We start from the raw sequence: 22443 nt of genomic DNA on the forward strand, positions 1-22443 counted from the left end.
AACTCCGTTTTCCGAATGCATTTCGATTTCAAACGCCGAGGTGGGTATGGAGCTTGTCCATGTTGGCTTCGAGCTCCGAGTTGGCAAAGCTATCGATTACCTTGCCGTGTTCGACGAGGTAGTAACGGTCCGCGACGGTGGCGGCGAAGCGGAAATTCTGCTCAACGAGAAGGATGGTGAACCCCTCTTTCTTGAGCCGCGCGATGGTATGGCCGATCTGCTGGATGATGACAGGCGCTAGACCTTCGGTTGGCTCGTCCAGCATCAAGAACCGCGCGCCAGTGCGCAGGATCCGGGCGATTGCCAGCATCTGCTGCTCGCCGCCGGACAGCTTGGTACCCTGGCTGTACAAACGCTCCTTCAGGTTGGGGAACAGCTCGAAGATCTGATCGAGCGACAGCCCGCCATTGGCAACGATTGGCGGCAGCAACAGGTTCTCGCGCACGTCGAGGCTTGCGAAAATGCCGCGCTCTTCCGGACAGAACGCGATGCCGAGACGCGCAATACTATTGGACGAAGCCCGCGCGAGCTCCATGCCTTTGAACTGCACCGAGCCGGATCGCTTGGCGATGATGCCCATTATTGACTTCAGGGTGGTGGTCTTGCCGGCGCCGTTGCGCCCAAGCAACGTCACCACCTCGCCCTCATTCACATGGAAGTTAATGCCATGCAGAATGTGCGATTCGCCGTACCAGGCCTGCAGATCCTTCACCGACAATACCTGGCCGCCGCTCGGCTGCCCGGCAGTCTTGGCCGCCGATTTCACCTCAAGCATGACCGGCCCCAAGGTAAGCTTCCTTGACGCGCGGGTCCTTGGTGAGTTCGCTATAATCGCCTTCGGCGAGCACCTGTCCGTGCGTCAGTACGGTGATGATGTCGGAGAGATTGGCGACCACACTTAGATTGTGCTCGACCATCAAGATGGTGTATTTCGCGGAAATGCGCTTGATCAGCGCTGCGATCTTGCCGATGTCCTCGTGTCCCATGCCAGCCATCGGCTCGTCCAGCAGCATCATCTCCGGATCGAGCGCAAGTGTCGTCGCGATCTCCAGCGCGCGCTTGCGGCCGTATGGCATTTCCACCGCTGGTATGTCGGCGAATTCACTCAAGCCCACGTCGTGGAGCAGTTCCTGCGCTTTTGGGTTCAAGCGGTCGAGCACCGATTTGGAGCGCCAGAAATCGAAGGAAGAGCCGTGCTGGCGCTGCAGCGCCACCCGCACATTCTCCAGCGCCGTCAAATGCGGAAACACAGCGGATATCTGGAACGAGCGGACCAACCCGAGCCGTGCGACATCCGCCGGCTTCGTCCCAGTGATGTCCCGCCCCTTGTAAAGGATCCGGCCGGCCGTGGGCTGCAGAAACTTGGTCAGAAGATTGAAGCAGGTGGTCTTGCCCGCCCCGTTCGGCCCAATCAACGCATGAATAGTACCGCGGCGGACTTTCAAAGAAACATCGCGAACGGCAAGAAAACCCGCGAACTCCTTGGTCAAACCTTGGGTCTCAAGAATGAACTCATCAACCAAACCAACATCCCCCATCGAGCCGTCGTTGCGAGTCCCATCGCGCACGGCCGTCGACCGATCATGCGTGATCCGCGCGATCGCCCCCATTGCGAGCTAACACGATCGCGTGAAGCCAAATATGTGAATCATTCCAATTCTGCCGTGCACGAAAGTCGCGAACGCATTAATCGGGACGGGCTTAAAACGTGAGCACAAGAGAGAGCGACAGCGAGGACGGCGGATTTCGCCCTGATTTATGGAGCTTAGCCAACGTGGCGTGCTGGTGCGGTGAACAACAAACAGGCTGGGGCCGAATGAGCCCGGAGATACAACCAGCGCTTGGCATCGGCGTGCCCGAGTGTCCTCTCGGTAGTGGCACTCATCCGGGACGCGGCCCAACCACGCCAGTGCCGCAGCATCACTCTACGTGAGGCGAGCGAGCGCGAAGCGCATTGAAAGCCGGCCGCGGCGAACGCTGTTGCTGATTCCCGCCTTAAGTCAGCACGCTCTTTAGGTCAAAACCGTTATCAGCCGCCTGCTCCGGCGTAATCGACCTGTTTGCCGCAAGCAAGCGCCGGCCAATCATGTGATCGCTGGTGTTATTGACGGATTCGATACCGAGTAGTTTCCCTGCCTTGTAGCAGAACGCCGAAAAGGATCCCGAGGCCCGATCGCCGCGGACAACGACCTGATCGCTGCCCGTGGTCAGTCCGACTATCTGCAGCTTGCTCGATCCCTGATCGCTCCAGAACCACGGCATGTCGTCATAGGGCTTCGCATTACCCGTAAGCTGAACCGCGAGGCAACGTGCATGATCGGTCGCGTTTTGCACTGATTCCAGCCGCATCGAGCCGCCGAAGCGATGGCTCGCATACTGCGCGCAATCGCCGATCGCGGAAATATTCGGATCCGCGGTCCTGAGATGCTTGTCGACGATAACGCCGGCTGCGACCGGAAGGCCCGCGTCTGTCGCGAGCTCCACGTTGGGCAACACGCCAACGCCGACCACAACCAATTCCGTCGGCAATCTTCGGCCGTTGCTGAGGCTGACACCGGTCACTTTGCCGCCGTCAGCTTCGATGCGGGTGACATGAACGCCGAAATGAATTCGAATGTCAGCGGCAGTGTGCTGTTTCTGGAAAAACTCCGAGATTTCCGCTGTCACCGCACGGGCCATTACCCGTGTGCCGATTTCGACGACGTCAACGTCGAGCCCCTTGGCCCGCGCCGTGGCGGCGAATTCGAGTCCAATGAAGCCCGCGCCAATGACGACGGCACGCTGGCCAGAAGCGATCCGATGGCGGAGCGCTTCGGCCTCGTCGATCGTCCGTAAGTAACGCACACCGTCCAGCTTGGCGTTCGGAATATCCAGCGGCCGGTTGCGGGCACCCGTCGCGAGCACGAGGTGGCCGTAGTCCAACGAGTATCCGGACGCGAGCGAGACCTTGCGTGCCGCCCGATCGATTGAGATAGCGCGGTCCTCAATGAGATCAATCTTCTGGTCGAAGTAGAACTTTGCCGGCCGGAACACCGGCGTATTCGGTCCGCTATTCAGATAAGCCTTCGACAGTGGCGGACGATGATACGGCAAGTGGCCCTCCCCGTTCAGAAGCGTGACAGGCTCGGTGAAGCCGCCCTGGCGCAGTCCTGCCGCAAGCTGAAAGCCCGCATGGCCGGCGCCGGCGATAACGACCGGTCCTTTTGTCATAGGCTCAATTCCACTGCGAAGACGCAGGACTCGCGCATGCTGCTTGCTTTCTACTGACGTTGGTGCGGGCCTACCTCACCCCGGATCGTGGCGCTTACGGCAGAAAGCCGGAGGCCATCATCTCAAGGCGTGGCGACTGAACGTGACCGATGATGAATTACCGAAGACCGCTCACTGCCGATCCGGCCTAGCAGTTGCCTTTGCAGCGGCTTGCAGCGATTGATGATCGGACCACGAGCTCGATAGCTTGGTCAGCTACCCTTCTCATGGACCGACGTAAGCCGTTGTCGCTATCTCGACGAGGAATTCTGGCCGAACCAGCTCAGCCTGGATGCAATAACGCGCCGGAAGATGGTCCGTCCAATATTCGCGATAGACCTCGTTGAATTTTGCGTAGTCCTTGAGATCCTTCAGGAAGATCTGGTTGAACACGACGTTCTTCAACGTACCCCCACCCACTTCGATGGTCGCCTTGATGGATTCAATGACGATGCGCGTCTGCTCGCGAGCATCGCCCTCGCCCAGTGATTCACCCTTAGGGCCCATCGCCACTGTGCCGGATACATAGATAAAGCCACCAGCCTTGGTGGCCGCCGAATAGGGTGCCAGCGCCGGCGGCGGACTAGGCGGAATGATCGCTTCGATCGGCATGACGGTCCTCTGTTCGTTGGGGTGACGGGATCAGGCGGCCGGCTGCTTCAAATTTCGACCATTACGAAATCGCTCTTCGCGGCCCCACAATCGGGGCACAGCCAATCCTCTGGAACATCCTGCCACCTGGTCCCAGGCGCGATTCCATCGTCGGGCCAGCCATCGCGCTCGCTATAGACAAGGCCACAAAGCACGCAGTTCCACGTTTTGTAGCCCGACGCGGCGTCTTCCAACGGCGCGCTTTCGTTAGTCATAACTAGTGCCTTTTCTTTTCGCGGCGCAAGTTTGGCGTACCGACCGTCAGCGATCTGCTTGACCGCTTCTGTGTCGGCACGCTGGTCGAACCGATGTTAAGTCTTGGCGCGGTGCAGGATTTCTCCGCGGGGCGATGCGAAGTCCTTGATGGTGTGCTTCCGTCGCTCCAGCCACCAGCCATGCTCATAGGGCCAATTCTCGAATTCCGTGTTGAGCCCGAGATCGTGTGCCCAATGGTGCGCGACGTTCGGGTTGAGGAGTGCCTGCCGAGCGATCCCAATGATGTCTGCCTGCCCATTCTGCAGGATTTCTTCAGCCTGTTGCGCCTCCAGGATGATGCCCGCAACCATGGTTTTGATTTCGGCTTCCTTGCGAACGCGCTCCGCATAGGGAACATGGAATCCAAGGCTCCGGGGCACCGTCGAACTTGCTGCTCCGCCAATGGCAGTCATCCCACCCGACGAGATGCTCACAATGTCGACCCCGCGCTTCTTGAGCTCATGCGCAAGAACAACGGTGTCATCCATATTCCATCCGTTGGGGGCGCCATCGAGTGCCGAGACGCGGACAAACAGCGGCATCGACTCCGGAATCTCGCGACGTACGGCCTCGACAATCTCCAGCGGCAGGCGCATACGCCCTGCTCGGTCACCGCCATACTCATCATCGCGCTTGTTGCTGATTGGCGACACAAACGAAGACAGCAAATAGCCATGCGCCATGAGAATCTCGACCACGTCGAAACCGGCCGCAACAGCACGCTTGGCCGCAGCAACGAACGTGCCGACCAACGCCTTGCATTCAGCCACCGTGAGCTGTCGTGGCACCTGCCAGCCTTCCGCCACCGGGACAGCCGCCGGAGCGACGGGCAGCCAGCGCTTGTGACCAGCTTTCGCATCTTCCTCGGTCACCGGCCCAAACCCCCGCTGGGCCTTATGCGTCGCCGACTTCCGGCCACCATGACTGAGCTGAATTGCGGAGGCGGTGTTCTCGCGTTTCAGGAATGTCGTCAGCCGTTTGAAGCACTCCACTTGCGCGTCGCTCCAAATCCCGAGGTCATGCTCACTGTTCAGCCCCTGCTCCTCGACGGCTGTTACCTCGACGAATACAAGGCTGAAACCGCCCAACGCAAAGCGACCAAGATGGGCAAGGTGAAAATCGCCGGCCCTATTGCCAGGCTGCTCTGCCCGAAATTGAACCATCGACGGCACGGCCAGACGATTCTTGAGCTCAAGCCCACGGATTTTGAGTGGCTGAAACAACAACGGCCGGCCGCTTCCGTTGAAACCGTGTAACTCGTCGCTCATCAACGTTGACCCCTTCTCATATACGCATGTGTGACAGCAATCGGCTGCAAGATGTGACAGCAACCTACTGCGGAGGTATATGAGAAATATTCCAAATCAAATGTGCGCACTGTCCCACGGTGGTTGCAGCTCGCCGTCGGGAACGGTGGCACTTTTCCATTCGGACCAACCAGACGAGCGAAGGTCGTCCTTTATGAAAGTGTCTACTTCGCCGAGATGACTAAGCGAACGCGGGCTTCTGAGCAGCGGCACCGAAACCATTCGTACAGTAGCGTCGGCACTGGTAACAACTGTCGCTACTCGTCTTGGCAGCATCCAATTTGGGCAGATGGCCTAGAATCTCAGCGTTAGTTAGATCGCCGACCGCGATTGCGGCGCGTTCGTTGACCGCGATCCAGTCGCCACCACCACGGGACGAACCAAGCAATCCCGTAGCGGCCAACGCTACAGTATGGCGTCGCGCGCTGTCAGAAATGAAAAGATGGCTTGCAACTGGCCCTCTAGCATTCGGACACCCGGATGAATCTGACAGCCGCGGGCAGCAGCCTCTCGCAACAGGGGCGTGATTTCTGGGCTCATGACGACCTCAGCCACAAGCATCCCAGCTTCGAGTTCAGTGGCGTCGATCGGCAGAGGATCGGACTCACTCAGACCTAGCGATGTGCCGTTAATGACAAGATTGTGCCCCGCAAGCTGTCCTTGGGTAGCAATCACCACCTGCGGGAAGTCAAGCGCAATGCGCGTAGCAATCTGAGTTGCTTTTTCAATAGATCGATTAACGATCGTGAGCTGAGTAACACCGGCCTCGGCGAGCGCAAATGCAATCGCTGATGCGGCGCCACCCGCTCCCGCCAGAAATGCTTTGCAGCCGGCTGGATCGATCCTGGAGAGACGTAGCCCTCCAACAAAGCCGACGCCGTCGAGGTGGTCGCCGGTCAGACTGCCGTCAGCCTCGCGTCTTACAACATTGACTGCACCCGCCACTTTAGCTCTCGAGGACAATCGATCACAGTATTCTGCGACAGCCGTCTTGTGTGGCACAGTCACAAGGAACCCGCCCCAATTGCGAGACGCCTTGAGGGATGCGACGGCCTTTGCCAAACCGTCACCCGGCGAAACCTCGATCGGCACGAGAACACCGTTATAGTTGCGCTCATCAAATAGCGCATTGAGAGCCTGTGGGGTCCGCACATGCCGCACGGGCTCTCCTAAAATTCCAAATACCGAGGTATGCCCGTTGATGATCGTCATATTAACTCGTTCGCCGTTCACTCAGTTCGATTGAAAGGTTGGCAGGCCTTGAGCGTCCATCGCGCGCGCAAGGCCTGCCTAACTGCGCGGCTAACCCGCGCGGACATTTATTTTTTCACGAGCGGACACCGCGACTGATCGAGGGGTTGGAAGGCCTCTTCGCCCGAAACTGTGGCTATCAGCTTGTAGTCGTCCCAGCGCCCCTTTGATTCGGACGGCGTCTTCACTTGGAACAGATACATGTCATGCACCATCCGTCCGTCCGCCCGGATCTTGCCGTTCTTTGCAAAAAAGTCGTTGATTGGCATCTCTCTCATCAGCTTGATAACGGCATCTGCATCCGAGGTACCAGCGGCTCTCACAGCCTTGAGATAATGGGTAACGGCCGAATAGACAGCAGCCTGCGCGGACGTCGGCGGACGCTTCATCCGTTCCATAAATCGCTTCGAGAACGTGCGCGTCTCGTCGTTCAAATCCCAGTAGAACGTTTCCGCGAGAAGCAATCCTTGAGCAATATCGAGGCCAACGCTGTCGATATCCGTTATGAAGGCGAGCAGGGGCGAAACCTTCTGACCTCCGCTCTTGATGCCGAACTCCGCAGCCTGCTTGATTGCATTGACCGTGTCGCCGCCAGCATTGGCGAGCCCGATCACCTTGGCTTTGGACGATTGCGCCTGCAACAAGAACGACGAGAAATCCGGCGTGTTGAGCGGGTGTCGAACACTTCCCAAGACCTTTCCGCCGCTTCCTTGCACCACGTCAGTGGTGTCCCTTTCCAAGTCGTGCCCGAAGGAATAGTCAGCCGTTAGGAAAAACCAGCTGTCGAGGCCGGACTTTACCGTTGCTCTACCCGTAACGTTTGCCTGCCCGAACGTGTCCCAATTGTAATTGACCGTGTAAGGTCCGCAGGCCTCGTTCGTAAGCCGTATCGAGCCAGGAGAAGCGAAGATCATGATCTTGTTGCGCGCTTTGGCTATTTCGCCCGCGGCAAGCGCAGTGGCGGAAGCCGCGACGTCATAGAACATCTCCACGCCCTGATTATCGATCATCCCGCGCGCAATATTGGCGGCGAGGTCGGCCTTATTGAGATGATCGCCGGAGACTATTTCAATCTTACGACCGATGACTTCACCACCAAAATCCTGCGCCGCCATCTTGGCCGCGGTTACGCTCCCCGTTCCGGTGATATCGGAGTAGAGACTGGACATGTCCAGAATGCCTCCCAGCTTCAAGGTCGGCTTCTCTTGCGAGAAAGCGAAGTTAGGATTGGCCGAAAGCAAGATGGCAAGAAGGCTCGCAAAATACTTCATCATTGAACATTCCTCTTAGACATTTCAACGTCGAACAGTGACTGACGCTCGGCGTCGCAGCAACGCTCTGCGCTAACAAGCGATCGTCCGGCCTTCGGCATGATTTCGATTGGTGTTTCCGGCGTCACGAATTTTGAGCCAATGGTAGTCCGCACAAAAACCGCCCCCGGCAATACAAAAGCTTCCCGCACCATGTTCATCGCAGATGCATCGCGCGTGCCAGACGCTCACGCACTCGCTGTATCGCTTGTTGGAATCATAAGAGGTTTGCGCGGATGTACTGCTTCTCTATGAGCCAAGTCCGGTTGCACTTAATGGGGTTGAGCCGAGCGCTCCGAAATCACCACAAAATCAAATGACGCAAGGTAGCTCGATTGAAGGCACAATGCATCGCTGTTGCGCTGGTTGCGGCAACCTTCCTGCCCGGCTCAAGCTTCATCGCGGGAAGGACCCTCCTGCGCACGAGTGATTCCCGTCCTTGATCCTGGTTGTGTGCCGCTTCCGTATTCCCCGCGCGGAAACTCGCCCATCATCCCAGCCTTCCCGCTGCCAAAGGCCGAGAGAGCAACAGGGATCTACAACCCCAGCACCGCCTTGGTGATGATGTTGCGCTGGATCTCGTTGGAGCCGCCGTAGATCGAGACCTTGCGATTGTTGAAGTAGCTCGGCGCGATCTGGGCGGTCCAGTCCATCGACTCGTTGGAGCCGTCGTCGCCATGCTCGTCATAGGGCGCGGCGAACGGGCCGATCACTTCCATCAGGAGTTCGGTGGTGGTCTGCTGGATTTCGGAGCCCTTGATCTTCAGGACCGAGGACGCAGGGTTGGGCTTGCCTTTGCCGTGCTTGCCTTCGTCGGCGACGACGCGGAGCTGCGTGAGCTCAAGCGCCTTGAGCTCGATCTCGCATGCCGTGAGCTTCTCGCGGAAGGTCGGGTCCTCCATGATCGCCTTGCCGCCGCTTTCCACCTTGGAGGCGAGATCGCGGATGCGTCGCAGCCGCTCCTTGGAGACGCCGACCCGGGCGATGCCAGTGCGCTCATTGCCGAGCAGGAATTTGGCGTAGTCCCAGCCCTTGTTCTCCTCGCCGATCAGGTTCTCGACCGGCACCTCGACGTCGTCGAAGAACACTTCGTTGACCTCGTAGCCGCCGTCGATGGTCTCGATCGGGCGCACCGTGATACCCTTGCTCTTCATGTCGATCACGATGAAGGAGATGCCCATCTGCTTCTTCGCATTGTTGTCGGTACGGCAGAGGCAGAAGATCATGTCGGCGTGCTGCGCCAGCGTGGTCCAGGTCTTCTGGCCGTTGATGATATATTTGTCGCCCTTGCGTTCGGCCTTGGTCTTCAAGGAAGCAAGGTCCGATCCGGAGCCCGGCTCGGAAAAGCCCTGGCACCACCAGTCGTCGACATTGGCAATGCGTGGCAGGTACTGCTTCTTCTGCTTCTCATTGCCGAAAGTGTAGATTACCGGGCCGACCATGCTGGCGCCGAAGGGGAGCGGCGCCGGCGCCGGATGCATTTGCAGTTCTTCGTTGAAGATATAGTCCTGCACGGAGGTCCAGCCGGTGCCGCCATGTTCCTTCGGCCAGTGCGAGACGCCCCAGCCCTGTTTGTTCAGGATGCGCCACCAGGTGACCATCTCGTGCTTGGAGAGGTGACGGCCCTCGATCAGCTTGCGCCGCGTCTCCGGCGGCACGTTCTCCTTGAAGAAGGTACGGACTTCTTCGCGGAATGCCATTTCTTCCTTGGTGAAAGCGAGATCCATCGAATTCTCCTTTGATTATACTACAGAGTCTCTTTCTTCACCGTCCCGGCGGCCGCCTGTGTCGGTGATAAACGCTTTCAACAGCCGTCAACTCCCCTCTTTCCTGCTATTCGCGTAGGACAACATTACCTCGGCTACTTCATCATCTCCTTGAGCCCTGAGCGCATTGCTTGCGCCGAGAGCGTCCCTCACTTGCTTATTCTGACCCATCTTCGTCTTACCGATGAGCCGGGTGATTTCGATCTCAATCCCGACCATCTCTTTCAGCATACTGTCGATGAAGTCCTTGGGACTATCCGTCATCCTCCAAGGCTTCGGCCGGCTCGCCTCGTGGGTTCGTGTCAGCCGGGCGACCATACCGCGGCAGTAACGGTCGCTGTCGTGAATCGTTATGCGCCCATAGGCATGGACCGCGCGAAAATTCCACGTCGGCACTTCCTTTTCGGTCTCCGCCTTGCTCGGATACCAACCTGGTGAGATGTAAGCGTTGGCCGCCTGGAAAACCGCTATCACCTCGTCACCCGTGGCCGTCGCCTGCCAGAACGGATTTGCCCGAGCCACATGGGCATGGAGCCTCCCGAGCGGCCCCTGGTCCTTGTTGAGTTCGAATGGAAGATGGTTCGCGTCAAGCCCCTCCTTGCCGTGACTAAGGAGGACGCCGAATGGATACTTCTCGATGGTCTCGTGAAGGACTTCGGTGCGATCTTCTTCAAACATTGACGGGATATACATGAGAACTCCGTTGAAAGTAGATTGGAGAGCACCCGATCGCGAGCCGGATCATGGGCGAATTAATTCAACTTTCGACCACCATTCGAGGCAACAATCGAGGCACAAGCAATCCTCGGAACATTTGTCGAGCTTACCTTAGGTTTGTGCGCGGAGAGTGATCTCCCCGCGAGGCGTCGCGTAGTCCTGTATGGTGTGCTTTCTCTTCTCCAACCAAAAGCCATGCTCATAGGGCCAGTCCTCGAACTGCAGGTTGATGCCGAGATCATGTCCCCAGTGGTGCGCGACGTTGGGGTTAAAGAGTGACTGCCGGGCGATTCCAATGAGGTCGGCCTGTCCGTTCCGCAGGATCGCTTCAGCCTGTTGTGCCTCCAGGATGATCCCTGCAACCATGGTCTTGATGTCGACTTCGTTGCGAACACGGTCGGCGTAGGGCACATGGAAACCAAGACTCCGAGGCACTGGCTCACTTAGGGCCCCACCAATCCGGCTGATGCCGCCCGATGAGATATCGACCACGTCGACACCGCGGATCTTGAGTTCATGCGATAGAGCAACAGTGTCGTCCATATTCCAACCGTTGACGGCGCCATCGACCGCCGAGATACGGACGAAGAGCGGCATCGAGTCTGGAATCTCACGGCGAACCGCCTCAACGATCTCGAGCGGCAACCGCATTCGCCGACCGCGGTCTCCGCCATATTCGTCGTCGCGCGTATTGGATATTGGCGACACGAACGAGGCCAGCAAATAACCATGCGCTATGAGAATCTCGATGACGTCAAATCCGGCCGCCACCGCCCGCTTGGCCGCGGCAACGAACGTGTCGACCATCGCTGCGCACTCGACCACGGTCAGTGGTCGTGGCACCTGCCAACCGTCCGCCACCGGAATTGCCGACGGCGCGACCGGCTGCCAGCGCTTATGACCGGCCTTGGCATCTTGCTCGGTTACCGGCCCAAATCCTTTTATGGCCGAATGGGTCGCCGATTTTCGCCCCCCGTGGCTGAGCTGAATTGCGGAAGCGGCGTTGTGGCGCTTCATAAATGCCGTTAGCCGGCTAAAACTCTCCACTTGCGCGTCGTTCCAAAGCCCGAGGTCGTGCTCGCTGTTCAATCCCTGCTCTTCGACGGCCGTCACCTCGACGAACACAAGGCCGAAGCCGCCCATCGCGAAGCGGCCAAGATGAACAAGGTGAAAATCGCTGCACGTATTTCCAGGACCGGCTTGAAATTGAACCATCGAAGGTACGGCCAGACGGTTCTTAAGTAAAAGCCCGCGGATTTTGAGTGGCTGAAACAACAATGGCCGGCCGACTCCGTTGCCACCGTGCAACTCATCGCTCATTCACATCTATCCTTCCTATGGGACAGCAATCCGGCTCAAAATGAGACAGCAACTCTTTGCGGAGGTCTATACGAAAAATTCCAAATCAAATGTGCGCGCTGTCGCACGATGGTCACCACCCGACAGCGCCCCAATTTGGAGATTCGAATCGACGCGCATTACGCTTTAGTTTTCTCTGCAGCCCGCACTTGCATTGCTATAGTTACTCGCGCAAGTCGTAACGATATGATTTCGAAACAATCTTCCAGCCATCCTTCAGCTTCATCGCCGTCAAATAGTCCGTGAAATACCGAGGCAACAGTTGGCAATGCACTTTGATAAAGGCGGTGGAATCATCGGACCGATCAATGGTGACGACGAAATCCTTTCGTTCTTTCCCTTCCGCCTTCGCCGATGGGCGCTTACGGACGCGGTCAAGCCACTCGGGCACATTCAAAACCTGCAGCTCTCCATTTTCAACCCAGCGCAGGTCCGCCGTTTTATCAAAAACTGCGGCCAGCTTATCCGCGTCTCCCTCGTACACGCCGTCGAAGTAGTTTTTGATTACCGCTTCTACGGTGGATTGATCGTAAGTCATGGCTAGTCCCCTAGAGATGAAGCAAATCAGGTTCGGGCCCGCTTCGTCGAAAACGAGCCCACCGAACATTCGGCAGCCGGAGAGCTATCCGAGCGGCGACGTATCTAACAGGCGGGCTGTATTAAACGACAGGAACAGCGTTGGGGATTTTGACGGGACTGTACGGACTCTCCTGCACGTACGGCTTGATTTTAGAAGGCAGCTTCCTGCCCTCCGGTCAAGAACCAAGCGACGAGCATTTCAACCCCGTAAGAACACCCCAGACTTGATCATGGTTCAGGGTCAAATAAATGATCCCTTGCGGACGAATTGAAACGCATCGCGTAGGTGACAGGGTATCAACCCAGCGAGTGTGCTCTCCCGAAGAGCAGTACAGTTTTTTCGCAATCTAGTTCGTTCGTTCCTATCAAAACCACTTCGCGCATGACAACTATCAGCTTCACGCGCGGGACTGTCATTGGACGATGGACAACAGAGCAAACGATTGGTTGTATGGTTTTGTCGGTGTAATCATCTTTTCAGGGTCGTTGCCGGCGACGCGAATTGCCGTTCGTGAGTTCGCTCCCTCTTTTTTACGACCACACGAGCGACAATCGCGGGCCTGGTTGGCATCGCCATGGTGCTGCTGTTGGGCCAAAGATGGCCTGCCCGTTCCCAGATTGGCTCACTAGCAATAGTCACAATCGGCTGCGTCATCGGATTCCCGATCTTCACGGCTCTCGCATTGCAAAGCATTACGTCCGCGCGAGCAACTATCTTTATCGGCTTGCTGCCGCTCTCTACAGCACTGTTTGGAGTCCTGCGCGACGAAGAACGCCCACGGCCGGCCTTCTGGCTGTTTTCCATCGCCGGAGCCGCAGTGGTCGGGCTATTCGCACTGTGGCAAAGCGGAGGCAACATTCTGGGCGACGGATGTATGGTCGCCGCTTCGCTCATCTGTGGCCTTGGCTACGCTGAAGGTGCGCGTGTGTCCCGCGACTTGGGCGGATGGCAGGTTATCTCTTTCGCCCACCTCCTCGCTCTACCGGTCATGCTGCCGCTTGCAATACTCTGGCGACCGGTGGGCCTGGTTGGAATCGGCTGGCCATCCTTCGTCGGACTTGCATATGTTTCACTATTTTCGAGTCTGATCGGATTCATCTTTTGGTACCGTGGACTCGCCCAGGGCGGCATCGCCGCGGTCGGCCAGCTTCAGCTTCTACAACCCTTTCTCTCCCTGGCTCTTGCCGCATTGCTCCTTCATGAGCAAGTCGATCTCACCGTCTGGGTCGTCGCTGCCTGCGTTGTCGCTTGTGTTGCTGGAGCAAAGAGATTTGCTTGAAGTTACCAGCTCAGCGGACCGCAGACCTGATGCAATCGATGGTCTATCCAGCTCAACAATGACCTACGCAGTACAACTTTCAAACGTCGAGTGAGGAGGGTCGCAGATGCGCACTCAAGCAGAAAAAGCGGACATTTTTCGCAAGTTGCACGAGCGGTCCGGCGCGTTCATCATCCCCAACCCGTGGGACGCTGGTACCGCAAAGCTCTTGGCGTCCATGGGATTTGAGGCACTGGCAACAACCAGCCTCGGTCTGGCGAATGCGCTCGGGCAAGTTGCCGTTAGCCTGGACGAAATTATAGAAAATTGCCGTTCGATCGCCGCTGCCACCGATCTTCCCGTTAACGCCGACCTCGAAAACTGCGGCGCCGACGATCCCAAATCGGCTGCGGCAGCTATTTCGCGGGCCGCCGAGGCTGGCGCCGTCGGCGGTTCGATCGAGGACTTCTCAGGCGACCGGCATAATCCAATTTACGATTTCACGCTTGCCGTCGAGCGCGTGCACGCCGCCGTGGAAGCGGCTCGCGCGCTTCCTTTCCCATTTTTGCTCACGGCGCGCGCTGAGAACTACCTGCACGGACGCGTCGACCTGGACGACACAATCAAGCGCCTTCAAGCCTTCGAGGCAGCGGGAGCAGACGTGCTGTACTCACCAGGACTGCGCGACATTGACACCATTCGCAAGGTGGTCTCATCAGTCAAAAAGCCCTTCAACTTGGTGATGGGCTTCGCCGACCCAACGCTGACCGTCGACCAGCTGTCTGCTGCCGGCGTGAAACGAATCAGCGTTGGAGGTGCCATGGAACGTCATGCGTTGGCTGCATTTCTCAGAGCCGCACGTGAAATGAAGGAACATGGCGCCTTTACTTATATAACAGACTTGGCCCCGATCAGAGAGGTACGGATAGCCTTTCTCAAGGCCCCACAATGATCCGACACGCAGCGCTAAGGCCAGGCCAGCCGTACCTTCATCGCCGCCTGCTTCCAGGCCGTCGAGCTAGAAGTTTGAGTGTATGAGCTCGAGATCTCACCGCGGAAACTGTCCGCCCAAGGTCGGCCGCGATCTCGGCCATGTCGCGCCCCCCGAACACCGCCAAGCTTAGGTCAGTATCATCCTTGCTGGTCCACTGCCTGGAGGCCACAGCCTTCGGGCTAATTCCGGTGCTAGAGGTCATCGATCCCTTTGCTTGCCTTGGGGCGCCGGGCTTGTCATCGGCCGGCCGGAAGCACTGCGACAGCCGATCGACACCTCAGCTTGTGCGGCGGCCCCGCGATTATCCGGTGATCGCAGATTGATGGACGACCGCAACGACGAAATCGATAGCCAAGAACCGCGCCTCCGAATTGGAAAATTTCCTGTATGTGGCGATTTAAATCCATGTCACGGACTGAAGAGTCTATGGCCGAAGAAATCGCCGAGTCGAACACCGTTGTTCCTGGGCGCGGCCAACGATTGTCTCGTGAAGAATAATGCAGCGCTCGCTACATGGCTTCCGCAGATCGAGACACCGTCCGTATCGCTGATGAACTTTGCGGCGCGTGAGCCGCTAGGGGGACGCATTGGGCTCACTTGCTGAAGACACGACTGTCGCGCGTGACGGCGACCGACTCTCCATCGTGCTGACCGAGGAATGGGGGCTTTGGGGACCAAACGGCGGATATCTTGCCGCGGTCGCGATGCGGGCTGCGGGCATGGCCGCTCCGAAGGGACACCGTCCAGCGACCTATTCTTGCCAGTTTCTATCCTCACCTCGCTTCGGAGCAGTCGATCTGGTCGTCACGCCTGTGCGCCAAGGCCGTAGCGCCTGGTGTCTCAACATTCAGATGCTACAGGGCGATAAGCTGTGCCTTCAGGCCCAGACGTGGACGACAGATCGTCATCTCGGACCTGAACAAACTCATCCGAAAATTCCTGTTGTTCCAGGACCGAACGTCCTAAAGCATTTCATGGAGTATGTACCGAAGCCCTACGTCACGTTTCCATTCTGGTCACACATCGAAAGCCGTCCGGTGGATGTCTATCCGCCCCATGCACGGAATCCAGATGGGCCGCGTCAGCGCGTCTGGCAGCGACTGATCGGCTTTGATGCCGGCGGCGATCCTTTTGTTGAAGCCACGCGGTCACTGGTCCTGATCGACTGCATGCAGTGGCCGACATTTGATCGAAGCCTGCCAGAGTCGCCGAGCTACACGGCCCCAAGCCTCGATCTGTCGGTTTGGATCCACAAGCCCGCCCTCAAGTGCGACTGGGTGTTGATCGATGCCCATGCCGACAACGCCAGCGGGGGATTGATTCACGGCGGTGGCCGCATCTGGAGCTCTGACGGCGAACTCATCGCAACAGGTGGCAGTCAGTCCCTCGTGGTCGGCGGGTAGTTCCGCCATAAGGCGTACTAACGACCGTCTACCTCCGCTCTATGTCGTTCGGGCGCTAAGAGCCGGAAGTGCCTAGGCGAGTTCTACGCGGGCGGGGCCGGACGACCTTGGCGGTCCGCAGCTCCCCATCGCCTCCTGGATCCCTCCATTGTTGTTGATGTAGCCGCTCGGCTGGTCACGTTGTATCTGCAGCTAGGCACCACAACGACGCGTCCTCAAGGCAGATGATGATGGGGGGCTTCACATAAGCACCGATCGCCTGTTCGCCCCCCTCCACTCACGCTGCCCGGATTTTTTCGAGAAAGCTGTCGAGTTTGACTCGCAGGCCGCCCGCCTGTTGATGGAGTTCTTCTGCCGACACCAGGACCCGGCCGGCCGCCTCTCCGGTCTGGGTGGCAGCCTGCGTGACGCCAATGATGTTACCTGAAACAGTGGTTGTGCCGTGTGCCGCTTGCTGAATATTTCGCGCTATTTCCTTGGTTGCAGATCCCTGCTGCTCGACGGCGGCCGCGATAAGAGTTGCTATCTCGTTGATTGAACCAATCGTCCCCCCTATTCGCTCGATCGCCTGCACAGCTTCTGAAGTTGCCCCCTGCATAGCAACGACCTGAGCCGAGATGTCCTCGGTTGCACGAGCGGTCTGGCTTGCGAGCGATTTAACTTCGCTTGCAACGACGGCAAACCCTCGCCCAGCCTCTCCGGCACGGGCCGCCTCAATGGTCGCGTTGAGTGCCAGCAGATTGGTTTGGCTTGCAATATCACTGATGAGGCCGATGACGTCGCCGATCTTCTGCGCTGCGGCCGAAAGGCCTTGGACCGTAGCGTTAGTCCGATGGGCTTCATCAACTGCTCGGCCAGCGACGCGGGTCGACTCGGCCACTTGTCGACCAATTTCTGCCACGGACGAGGCTAACTCCTCGGTGGCCGCGGCCACCGTTTCCACATTGCTCGACGCTTGCTCGGCAACCGCCGCAACTGTGGTTGCCTGCTTACTTGCCGCGTCAGCTGTCGACGACATGGTGTCCGACGTTTCGCGCAATTCGGCGGCCGCACCGCTCAGCACGTCGAGTGAGCCGCGAACGCTCTGCTCGAAATCACTCGCCATCCTGTCGATAAGCTCACGCTTCTCAGTTTCTGTCTTGCCTTTCACTTGATCCTGTTCGGCGCGCAGACGCACCGCTTCGACCATGTTATCTTTGAAGACCTGCACGGATTGCGCCATGGCGCCGACTTCATCGAGACGATCTTGTGCCGGGATAAACGTCGTGGTGTCGCCTGCAGCGATTTTGCGCATTGCCGCAGTCATTCCGCGAATTGGAACAACAATACTACGTCCCAGTACCAAGGACATCGCGAGCATCAGGCCGATAGTGACCAGAAAGATCGCCCCGATCCACCATACCTGCCGCCAGAAAATCTTGTCGACATCGTCGAGATAGATGCCTCCGCCGATCGTCCAATTGTAGGGACTGAAGGAGAGAGCGTAGGAAATTTTCGGCTGTGGCTCCGTCCCGGTCGCTCGCGGAAATTGGTATGCAACAAAACCACCGCCCTTTGAGGCAGACATGATCTGATCCCGAATGTAGAAGACACCATTCGGGTCCGGCGCGTTAGATAGATCCTTGCCTTCGACATTCCGGTTGGGATGGGCGTGCACGACACCCTGAGGATTGATGGCATAGAAGTAGTCATCCTGACCGAAGCGCAGCGTACGAAGTAGCGTTTTTCCGCGCTCCGATGCTTCCTGGTCGGATAAGCCTGCCTTTTTCGACACTTGATAGTCGACCTCCAGCGCCTGCTTGGCGAGGAGGACCACGTCGTGCAGCTTGACTTTGCGATCTTCCAGAAGAGTATCTCGGAGGATCGAGAGACCAACGACGGCGACCGTCGCGATGCCAAGGACGGATAATCCGACCATGATGAGAAGCTTGGTTGAAATTCGTAGACCGACAATCATGAGCCACCTTGGTACGCGAGCATTGCATCGAGCGCAAAACCCGAAAACCCTGCGGTGAATTGGTGAAATAGCTCCTAATGTGTTGAGCACCGACCGTGGTGCGACCGACCGTGCATTGGGCACCAGGATGGCTTCTACACGCGTCCAGTCGCCTGCACACCAAGCCCCAATCCACGGCTAAGTACTTGATATCCCGAGGCGCGAACGCCGGTAGATCGGGTGATTACGCCGTTGTCGCGCAGTCATCTCATCTGACGGGGATTCGAATTCTTGCACACCGGAAGCGCAAGAATCCGCTCTTGATGGGCGTGATGACGGCCCTTAGTCGTTGATGAATGGTGGAGACACTTCTGCACTCCCGACGTCTTCCACCTCGGACCCACTAGCGACCCGGCCGGTACTCGCCGGGTCGCGTCTTTCCGAGCATATCGAGTTCGGCAACTGCACTCGAAGGAATTCATTCGCAACGGGCGCATTTAGTCCGAAGGACACTATTTAAAGCAGAGACAGAGATTGAGGGGGAGATGACGACCGTTGCGTTCATAGGTCTTGGCACGACCGGCCCCCCGATGATATTGAATCTGCTTGGCGCCAGTCATAAGGTCATCGCTTTTGATGCTTCGGCACTCGCTCGCGAACACGTTCGAGCCTTGGGCGCCGACGTTGGAAGCAACGCGGCTGCGGTAGCCGACGGAGCCGACGTCGTTATCACCCTTTTGCCGACCGGCGCTCAAGTCGAGCGGGTGTGGAGCGAAGTCTCGCCGGTCCTTGATCAGAACGCTCTGCTGATCGATTGCTCCACAATCTCTATCGAGAGCGCCAGACGAGCGCATCAGACGGCAAGTCGCCACGGTCTTCGGGCGGTGGACGCTCCCGCTTTCGGTTGTCACCTGAACGCTCAGCAGGGCGAGCTGACCTTCTTTTGTGGCGGCGACCAAAGCGCCTTCTTGTCGGCAAGACCGATCCTCGGCGCCATGGGAAAGACCGTCGTCCATTGTGGGCAACCGGGCGCTGGTCAAGCAGCCAAGACATGCAACAGCATGTTCCTCGGCACATCGATGATTGCCGTGAGCGAGGTGTTTTCTCTTGGCGAGAAGCTCGGCCTTTCACACCGGGCACTCTTTGACATTGTGTCAACTTTGTCCAAACACCCCTGGTTCCAGTATTGCCCAGTACCCGGACTTGTGCCGAATTCGCCGGCGAATGACGACTATAAGCCGGGTCTAACCACCAGTTCGATGCTCAATGACCTGCGACTGTGCCAGACAGCCGCGCGCCAAGCGGGCGTTTTCACGCCTCTCGGCTGGCATACCGAAAACATCTATGAAGAGTTCGAGCAAGCCGGTCACGGCGCCACGGATTTCTCCGCCATCATTCAGCACCTTCGGTCCCTAACGCGATACATCGGCATATAAAGCCGTATCGCGGTGAAGCTCTCCTCGCGTGGCTTGAGACCCTTCCCTGGGAAGGTGCTCTCCCCGGGGCCGCGGTGTTACCGAAATTCATTCGCTGCGGCCCTGGCGACCGTTTGCGGGCAGGTCGGCCTCGCCATTTCGGACAGCTCAAGCTGTCTCGGCAAAAAGTTCTCGACCAATCAGCATCCGACGAATCTCGCTCGTGCCGGCACCGATCTCGTAGAGCTTCGCATCGCGCCACAGACGACCAACCGGGAACTCATTGACATAGCCGTTTCCGCCAAGCGTCTGAATCGCCTCGCCGGCCATCCAAGTGGCCTTCTCAGCGGCATACAGGATGACTCCGGCCGCATCCTTCCGAAGCGTTCGTGTGTGGTCGCCGCGGTCGCATGCTTGCCCCAACGCGTAGCAATAAGCGCGGCAGGCCTGCCAGGTCGTGTACATGTCGGCAATCTTGCCCTGCATCAGCTGAAACTCACCAATTGCTTGGCCGAATTGCTTACGTTCGTGTACGTATGGAATGACGGCATCCATGCAGGCTGCCATGATGCCGAGTGGTCCAGCAGATAGAACAGCGCGCTCATAGTCCAGACCGCTCATCAGCACCCTGACGCCGCTATTCTCACTTCCAAGGATGTTCTCGGCCGGCACCTCACAATCCTCAAAGAAGACGGGGTAAGTGTTCGAGCCTCGCATCCCAAGCTTGTCAAGCTTCTCTCCAAAGCTCACTCCTTTGAAGCCTCGCTCGATAATGAAGGCTGTGATACCTGACGGTCCAGCGTCAGGTTCCGTTTTGGCATATACGACCAGGGTGTCTGCATCGCCGCCGTTTGTGATCCACATCTTGGAGCCGTTCAGCACATAGCGATCACCTTTCTTCGCGGCGTGCAACCTCATACTGACGACATCGGATCCGGCGTTCGATTCGCTCATCGCGAGCGCACCCACATGCTCTCCGGATACAAGCTTTGGAAGATAGCGTTGCTTTTGCTCCGCTGTTCCGTTCCGATGGATCTGATTGACACACAGGTTTGAATGGGCGCCATAGGATAGCCCGACCGCAGCCGACGCTCGAGAAATCTCTTCCATGGCGATCATATGCGCAAGATATCCGAGCCGCGTGCCACCATACTCCTCGGCGACGGTCAACCCAAGCAGGCCGAGGTCGCCGAACTTACGCCAGAGATCCCTGGGGAACAGATTGTCCCGGTCGATGCTTGCCGCCCGAGGAACGATCTCGGCACGAGCAAAGCGACTGGCCGCATCTCGGACCTCCTCCACATCGTCGCCAAGAGAAAATTGCAACGTTGTAAAATGCTCCATCTGCTTTCTCCTGCATAACTTGGAACCACGTAAAGCGCTTGACCATCGCACAGGAATGCACAGCCGCTTGTCGTAGTGCTTTAGCGCTTTTAATGCCTCATTTACCGTTATCGCGGTTGGCGTACTCTCTTCGATGCTCGTAAACCTTCAGATGCGTGTACGCGATCTGCAATAAGGGCATGGACACACGCATAGTGTTGCCTCGCGCAATCAGATCACCGATGACATGGTCTGCCTCGACCCGATGGCCTTCCTCGACGTCGCGAAACATTGATGCGGCGAAGGATGAGCCATCCTCGGTCAATAACGGCAATCGTCGTTCAATGTACTCCGGCCTCGGAGGAAATCCAGCGGCAACCGCGATAGCTTTGCATTCTTCGATGATCGCTCCAGCCAGAGTTCGGCCACCGGGAACTGCGACGATGTTGCTCATCGGCGCTCGCATCAAGCAGCATGATGCCGCCAACGATCCCAGGAATATCCATTTCTCCCACATGTCCTGCAGAATATTGCCGCTGACAGTGGAATCGAAATTGCAGCCTTTCATCGCATCCGCAATGGCGTGAACATGTTGCTGGTCCTGGCCGTTGCGGGCACCTAGAACAAGTGATTGCAACGGATGATGCTGTACGACCGTTTGCTGGGTAAGACCCACGACGATTGTGCAGAGACCTCCCAGTACGCGCCGCGAGCCGAGCGCTCGATCCAGGATTTCGAGGTGCTCCATTCCGTTCAGCAGTGGAAGGATTACTGTCTCCGATCCTACCGCTGGGGAAAATGCATGGATCGCGTTACCGAGGTCATAAGCCTTGCAGCTCAAGAGCACGAGATCGAACGGTGCGGTGATCTCGCCCTCGCAGACCGTTTGCAGTCTCTTGATGTGGGCGTTCCCATTGGGACTTATGATGGTCAAACCGTTCGCCGTCAGTTCGGCTGCGCGGCGTGGACGGACCAGAAACGTGACGTCGCGATCGGATTCGATCAACCTGCCGCCAAAGTAGCCCCCGACGGCCCCCGCTCCCACGACCAGAATACGCATAGTGACCTTTCAGTACAGTCCACGCTTGGTGCAAACCTGGCCGACCGCCAACCACGGACTTCTGATAGAACTGGTTGGAGGATGGTCGTTTGGCTGCAGCACGAGAAACAATCGGACTCTCGACTACGCACGTGCCAAGAAGGACAGCAAGAGACACTCCCCCGAGGAATCATCGGACTGTACCGAGAGCAATCACGTACGGATCTTATCGCTCGGTCGGTCCGGTCGCCCGAAACTCGACATGCTTTACGATTGTTGACGCGCCGGCCCGAACCAACAGCTGCCAGCGTCCGGTATTGGGTACCTTGATTTCAATTTCCCGGAAATTTCCATTACTATCGGCACTTAGCTCCATTCTCGCTGCTTCCTGAGAACGCCTCGCCGGCAGCTGCAGTTCGACCGTTGTTCCGCGAATACAGAGTGGAAAGCCAGTCTGAATGTCGATGATCCGCACACCGCAGCGATACACGTCCACATCCGACGACGGCTTGCAGGAAACCGTTGCGTCGATTGATGCCGGCATGGAGGCCGGACCCGAGGCCAGTATCATCGGCGCCAAAGCAAGTATCCTTAGACCGCCCATTGGCTGCGTTCTCCTCGAGACTGTGC

Annotated in this window: 20 protein-coding genes and 1 pseudogene; 4 read left to right on the forward strand and 17 right to left on the reverse strand. The window is 57.8% G+C overall.

Annotation, left to right across the window (positions count from 1 at the left end; all coding sequences use genetic code 11):
- Positions 1-28: 28 nt before the first annotated feature.
- The 13 genes from V1283_RS31640 to V1283_RS31700 all read right to left on the reverse strand — a co-directional run bounded on the left by V1283_RS31640 (position 29) and on the right by V1283_RS31700 (position 12403).
- The gene (locus V1283_RS31640; RefSeq protein WP_334390552.1) at positions 29-775 is read right to left on the reverse strand and encodes an ABC transporter ATP-binding protein; all 747 of its coding nucleotides are present in this window, start codon (positions 773-775) and stop codon (positions 29-31) included.
- Positions 768-1523 (reverse strand): ABC transporter ATP-binding protein, encoded by a 756-nt coding sequence (locus tag V1283_RS31645; RefSeq protein ID WP_334393243.1) that lies wholly within the window; start codon positions 1521-1523, stop codon positions 768-770. Before V1283_RS31645 ends, V1283_RS31640 begins: the two co-directional genes overlap by 8 nt.
- A 472-nt stretch (positions 1524-1995) precedes the next feature.
- Complete coding sequence (locus V1283_RS31650) at positions 1996-3210, reverse strand: NAD(P)/FAD-dependent oxidoreductase (protein WP_334390553.1); 1215 nt, start codon at positions 3208-3210, stop codon at positions 1996-1998.
- 264 nt (positions 3211-3474) lie between these two features.
- Entirely contained in the window at positions 3475-3861 is a 387-nt protein-coding gene (locus tag V1283_RS31655) for a Rid family hydrolase (protein WP_334390555.1), read from the reverse strand.
- 47 nt (positions 3862-3908) lie between these two features.
- Positions 3909-4115, reverse strand: coding sequence for a rubredoxin (locus V1283_RS31660; RefSeq protein ID WP_334390557.1), 207 nt, complete (start codon positions 4113-4115; stop codon positions 3909-3911).
- A gap of 96 nt (positions 4116-4211) precedes the next feature.
- Positions 4212-5423 (reverse strand): oxidoreductase, encoded by a 1212-nt coding sequence (locus V1283_RS31665; protein WP_334390558.1) that lies wholly within the window; start codon positions 5421-5423, stop codon positions 4212-4214.
- Between the two features lie 444 nt (positions 5424-5867).
- A complete protein-coding gene (locus V1283_RS31670; protein ID WP_334390559.1) occupies positions 5868-6674 on the reverse strand; it encodes a shikimate dehydrogenase family protein in 807 nt (268 codons plus the stop codon).
- A gap of 107 nt (positions 6675-6781) precedes the next feature.
- Entirely contained in the window at positions 6782-7984 is a 1203-nt protein-coding gene (locus tag V1283_RS31675; RefSeq protein WP_334393244.1) for an ABC transporter substrate-binding protein, read from the reverse strand.
- Positions 7984-8184 carry a hypothetical protein gene (locus V1283_RS31680; RefSeq protein ID WP_334390560.1) on the reverse strand — a complete coding sequence of 67 codons (201 nt, stop codon included), beginning with the start codon at positions 8182-8184 and terminating at the stop codon, positions 7984-7986. The genes V1283_RS31675 and V1283_RS31680 overlap by 1 nt, the downstream gene beginning before the upstream one ends.
- A 375-nt stretch (positions 8185-8559) precedes the next feature.
- On the reverse strand, positions 8560-9750 hold the full coding sequence (gene pimC, locus V1283_RS31685) for a pimeloyl-CoA dehydrogenase large subunit (RefSeq protein ID WP_334390561.1): 1191 nt from the start codon (positions 9748-9750) through the stop codon (positions 8560-8562).
- Positions 9751-9837: 87 nt separating this feature from the next.
- On the reverse strand, positions 9838-10482 hold the full coding sequence (locus V1283_RS31690) for an FMN-binding negative transcriptional regulator (protein ID WP_334390562.1): 645 nt from the start codon (positions 10480-10482) through the stop codon (positions 9838-9840).
- 135 nt (positions 10483-10617) lie between these two features.
- On the reverse strand, positions 10618-11826 hold the full coding sequence (locus tag V1283_RS31695) for an oxidoreductase (RefSeq protein WP_334390563.1): 1209 nt from the start codon (positions 11824-11826) through the stop codon (positions 10618-10620).
- 202 nt (positions 11827-12028) lie between these two features.
- Complete coding sequence (locus tag V1283_RS31700) at positions 12029-12403, reverse strand: nuclear transport factor 2 family protein (RefSeq protein WP_334390564.1); 375 nt, start codon at positions 12401-12403, stop codon at positions 12029-12031.
- 464 nt (positions 12404-12867) lie between these two features.
- On the opposite strand from V1283_RS31700, the pseudogene V1283_RS31705 reads away from it, so the two are divergent.
- The 3 genes and pseudogenes from V1283_RS31705 to V1283_RS31715 all read left to right on the forward strand — a co-directional run bounded on the left by V1283_RS31705 (position 12868) and on the right by V1283_RS31715 (position 16100).
- A pseudogene (locus tag V1283_RS31705) lies at positions 12868-13724 on the forward strand (DMT family transporter).
- Between the two features lie 106 nt (positions 13725-13830).
- Positions 13831-14655 (forward strand): isocitrate lyase/PEP mutase family protein, encoded by an 825-nt coding sequence (locus V1283_RS31710; RefSeq protein WP_334390565.1) that lies wholly within the window; start codon positions 13831-13833, stop codon positions 14653-14655.
- Between the two features lie 629 nt (positions 14656-15284).
- Positions 15285-16100: an acyl-CoA thioesterase gene (locus V1283_RS31715; RefSeq protein ID WP_334390566.1), complete on the forward strand. Its 816-nt coding sequence runs from the start codon at positions 15285-15287 to the stop codon at positions 16098-16100.
- 277 nt (positions 16101-16377) lie between these two features.
- On the opposite strand, the gene V1283_RS31720 is transcribed toward V1283_RS31715, so the two are convergent.
- The gene (locus V1283_RS31720) at positions 16378-18057 is read right to left on the reverse strand and encodes a methyl-accepting chemotaxis protein (RefSeq protein ID WP_334390567.1); all 1680 of its coding nucleotides are present in this window, start codon (positions 18055-18057) and stop codon (positions 16378-16380) included.
- A 524-nt stretch (positions 18058-18581) separates the two neighbouring features.
- On the opposite strand from V1283_RS31720, the gene mmsB reads away from it, so the two are divergent.
- Positions 18582-19472: a 3-hydroxyisobutyrate dehydrogenase gene (gene mmsB, locus V1283_RS31725; RefSeq protein WP_334390568.1), complete on the forward strand. Its 891-nt coding sequence runs from the start codon at positions 18582-18584 to the stop codon at positions 19470-19472.
- Positions 19473-19619: 147 nt separating this feature from the next.
- Here mmsB and V1283_RS31730 read toward each other — a convergent pair whose 3' ends face one another.
- From V1283_RS31730 to V1283_RS31740, 3 genes are all read right to left on the reverse strand, one after another.
- Positions 19620-20795, reverse strand: coding sequence for an isovaleryl-CoA dehydrogenase (locus tag V1283_RS31730; protein WP_334390569.1), 1176 nt, complete (start codon positions 20793-20795; stop codon positions 19620-19622).
- 97 nt (positions 20796-20892) lie between these two features.
- Positions 20893-21834, reverse strand: coding sequence for a 2-dehydropantoate 2-reductase (gene panE / locus V1283_RS31735; RefSeq protein ID WP_334390570.1), 942 nt, complete (start codon positions 21832-21834; stop codon positions 20893-20895).
- A 205-nt stretch (positions 21835-22039) separates the two neighbouring features.
- Entirely contained in the window at positions 22040-22417 is a 378-nt protein-coding gene (locus V1283_RS31740) for a hypothetical protein (RefSeq protein WP_334390571.1), read from the reverse strand.
- Between the last annotated feature and the right edge of the window lie 26 nt (positions 22418-22443).

Origin of the sequence: Bradyrhizobium sp. AZCC 2262 (genome assembly GCF_036924535.1) — a bacterium.
Classification (GTDB): domain Bacteria; phylum Pseudomonadota; class Alphaproteobacteria; order Rhizobiales; family Xanthobacteraceae; genus Bradyrhizobium.

Excerpts from the sequence above, each read along its gene's own strand:
- V1283_RS31640 (WP_334390552.1), bottom strand. The coding sequence starts at position 775 with ATGCTTGAGGTGAAATCGGCGGCCAAGACTGCCGGGCAGCCGAGCGGC.
- V1283_RS31650 (WP_334390553.1), bottom strand. The coding sequence starts at position 3,210 with ATGACAAAAGGACCGGTCGTTATCGCCGGCGCCGGCCATGCGGGCTTT.
- V1283_RS31655 (WP_334390555.1), bottom strand. The coding sequence starts at position 3,861 with ATGCCGATCGAAGCGATCATTCCGCCTAGTCCGCCGCCGGCGCTGGCA.
- V1283_RS31660 (WP_334390557.1), bottom strand. The coding sequence starts at position 4,115 with ATGACTAACGAAAGCGCGCCGTTGGAAGACGCCGCGTCGGGCTACAAA.
- V1283_RS31665 (WP_334390558.1), bottom strand. The coding sequence starts at position 5,423 with ATGAGCGACGAGTTACACGGTTTCAACGGAAGCGGCCGGCCGTTGTTG.
- V1283_RS31670 (WP_334390559.1), bottom strand. The coding sequence starts at position 6,674 with ATGACGATCATCAACGGGCATACCTCGGTATTTGGAATTTTAGGAGAG.
- V1283_RS31675 (WP_334393244.1), bottom strand. The coding sequence starts at position 7,984 with ATGAAGTATTTTGCGAGCCTTCTTGCCATCTTGCTTTCGGCCAATCCT.
- V1283_RS31680 (WP_334390560.1), bottom strand. The coding sequence starts at position 8,184 with ATGAACATGGTGCGGGAAGCTTTTGTATTGCCGGGGGCGGTTTTTGTG.
- pimC (WP_334390561.1), bottom strand. The coding sequence starts at position 9,750 with ATGGATCTCGCTTTCACCAAGGAAGAAATGGCATTCCGCGAAGAAGTC.
- V1283_RS31690 (WP_334390562.1), bottom strand. The coding sequence starts at position 10,482 with ATGTATATCCCGTCAATGTTTGAAGAAGATCGCACCGAAGTCCTTCAC.
- V1283_RS31695 (WP_334390563.1), bottom strand. The coding sequence starts at position 11,826 with ATGAGCGATGAGTTGCACGGTGGCAACGGAGTCGGCCGGCCATTGTTG.
- V1283_RS31700 (WP_334390564.1), bottom strand. The coding sequence starts at position 12,403 with ATGACTTACGATCAATCCACCGTAGAAGCGGTAATCAAAAACTACTTC.
- V1283_RS31710 (WP_334390565.1), top strand. The coding sequence starts at position 13,831 with ATGCGCACTCAAGCAGAAAAAGCGGACATTTTTCGCAAGTTGCACGAG.
- V1283_RS31720 (WP_334390567.1), bottom strand. The coding sequence starts at position 18,057 with ATGATTGTCGGTCTACGAATTTCAACCAAGCTTCTCATCATGGTCGGA.
- mmsB (WP_334390568.1), top strand. The coding sequence starts at position 18,582 with ATGACGACCGTTGCGTTCATAGGTCTTGGCACGACCGGCCCCCCGATG.
- V1283_RS31730 (WP_334390569.1), bottom strand. The coding sequence starts at position 20,795 with ATGGAGCATTTTACAACGTTGCAATTTTCTCTTGGCGACGATGTGGAG.
- panE (WP_334390570.1), bottom strand. The coding sequence starts at position 21,834 with ATGCGTATTCTGGTCGTGGGAGCGGGGGCCGTCGGGGGCTACTTTGGC.
- V1283_RS31740 (WP_334390571.1), bottom strand. The coding sequence starts at position 22,417 with ATGGGCGGTCTAAGGATACTTGCTTTGGCGCCGATGATACTGGCCTCG.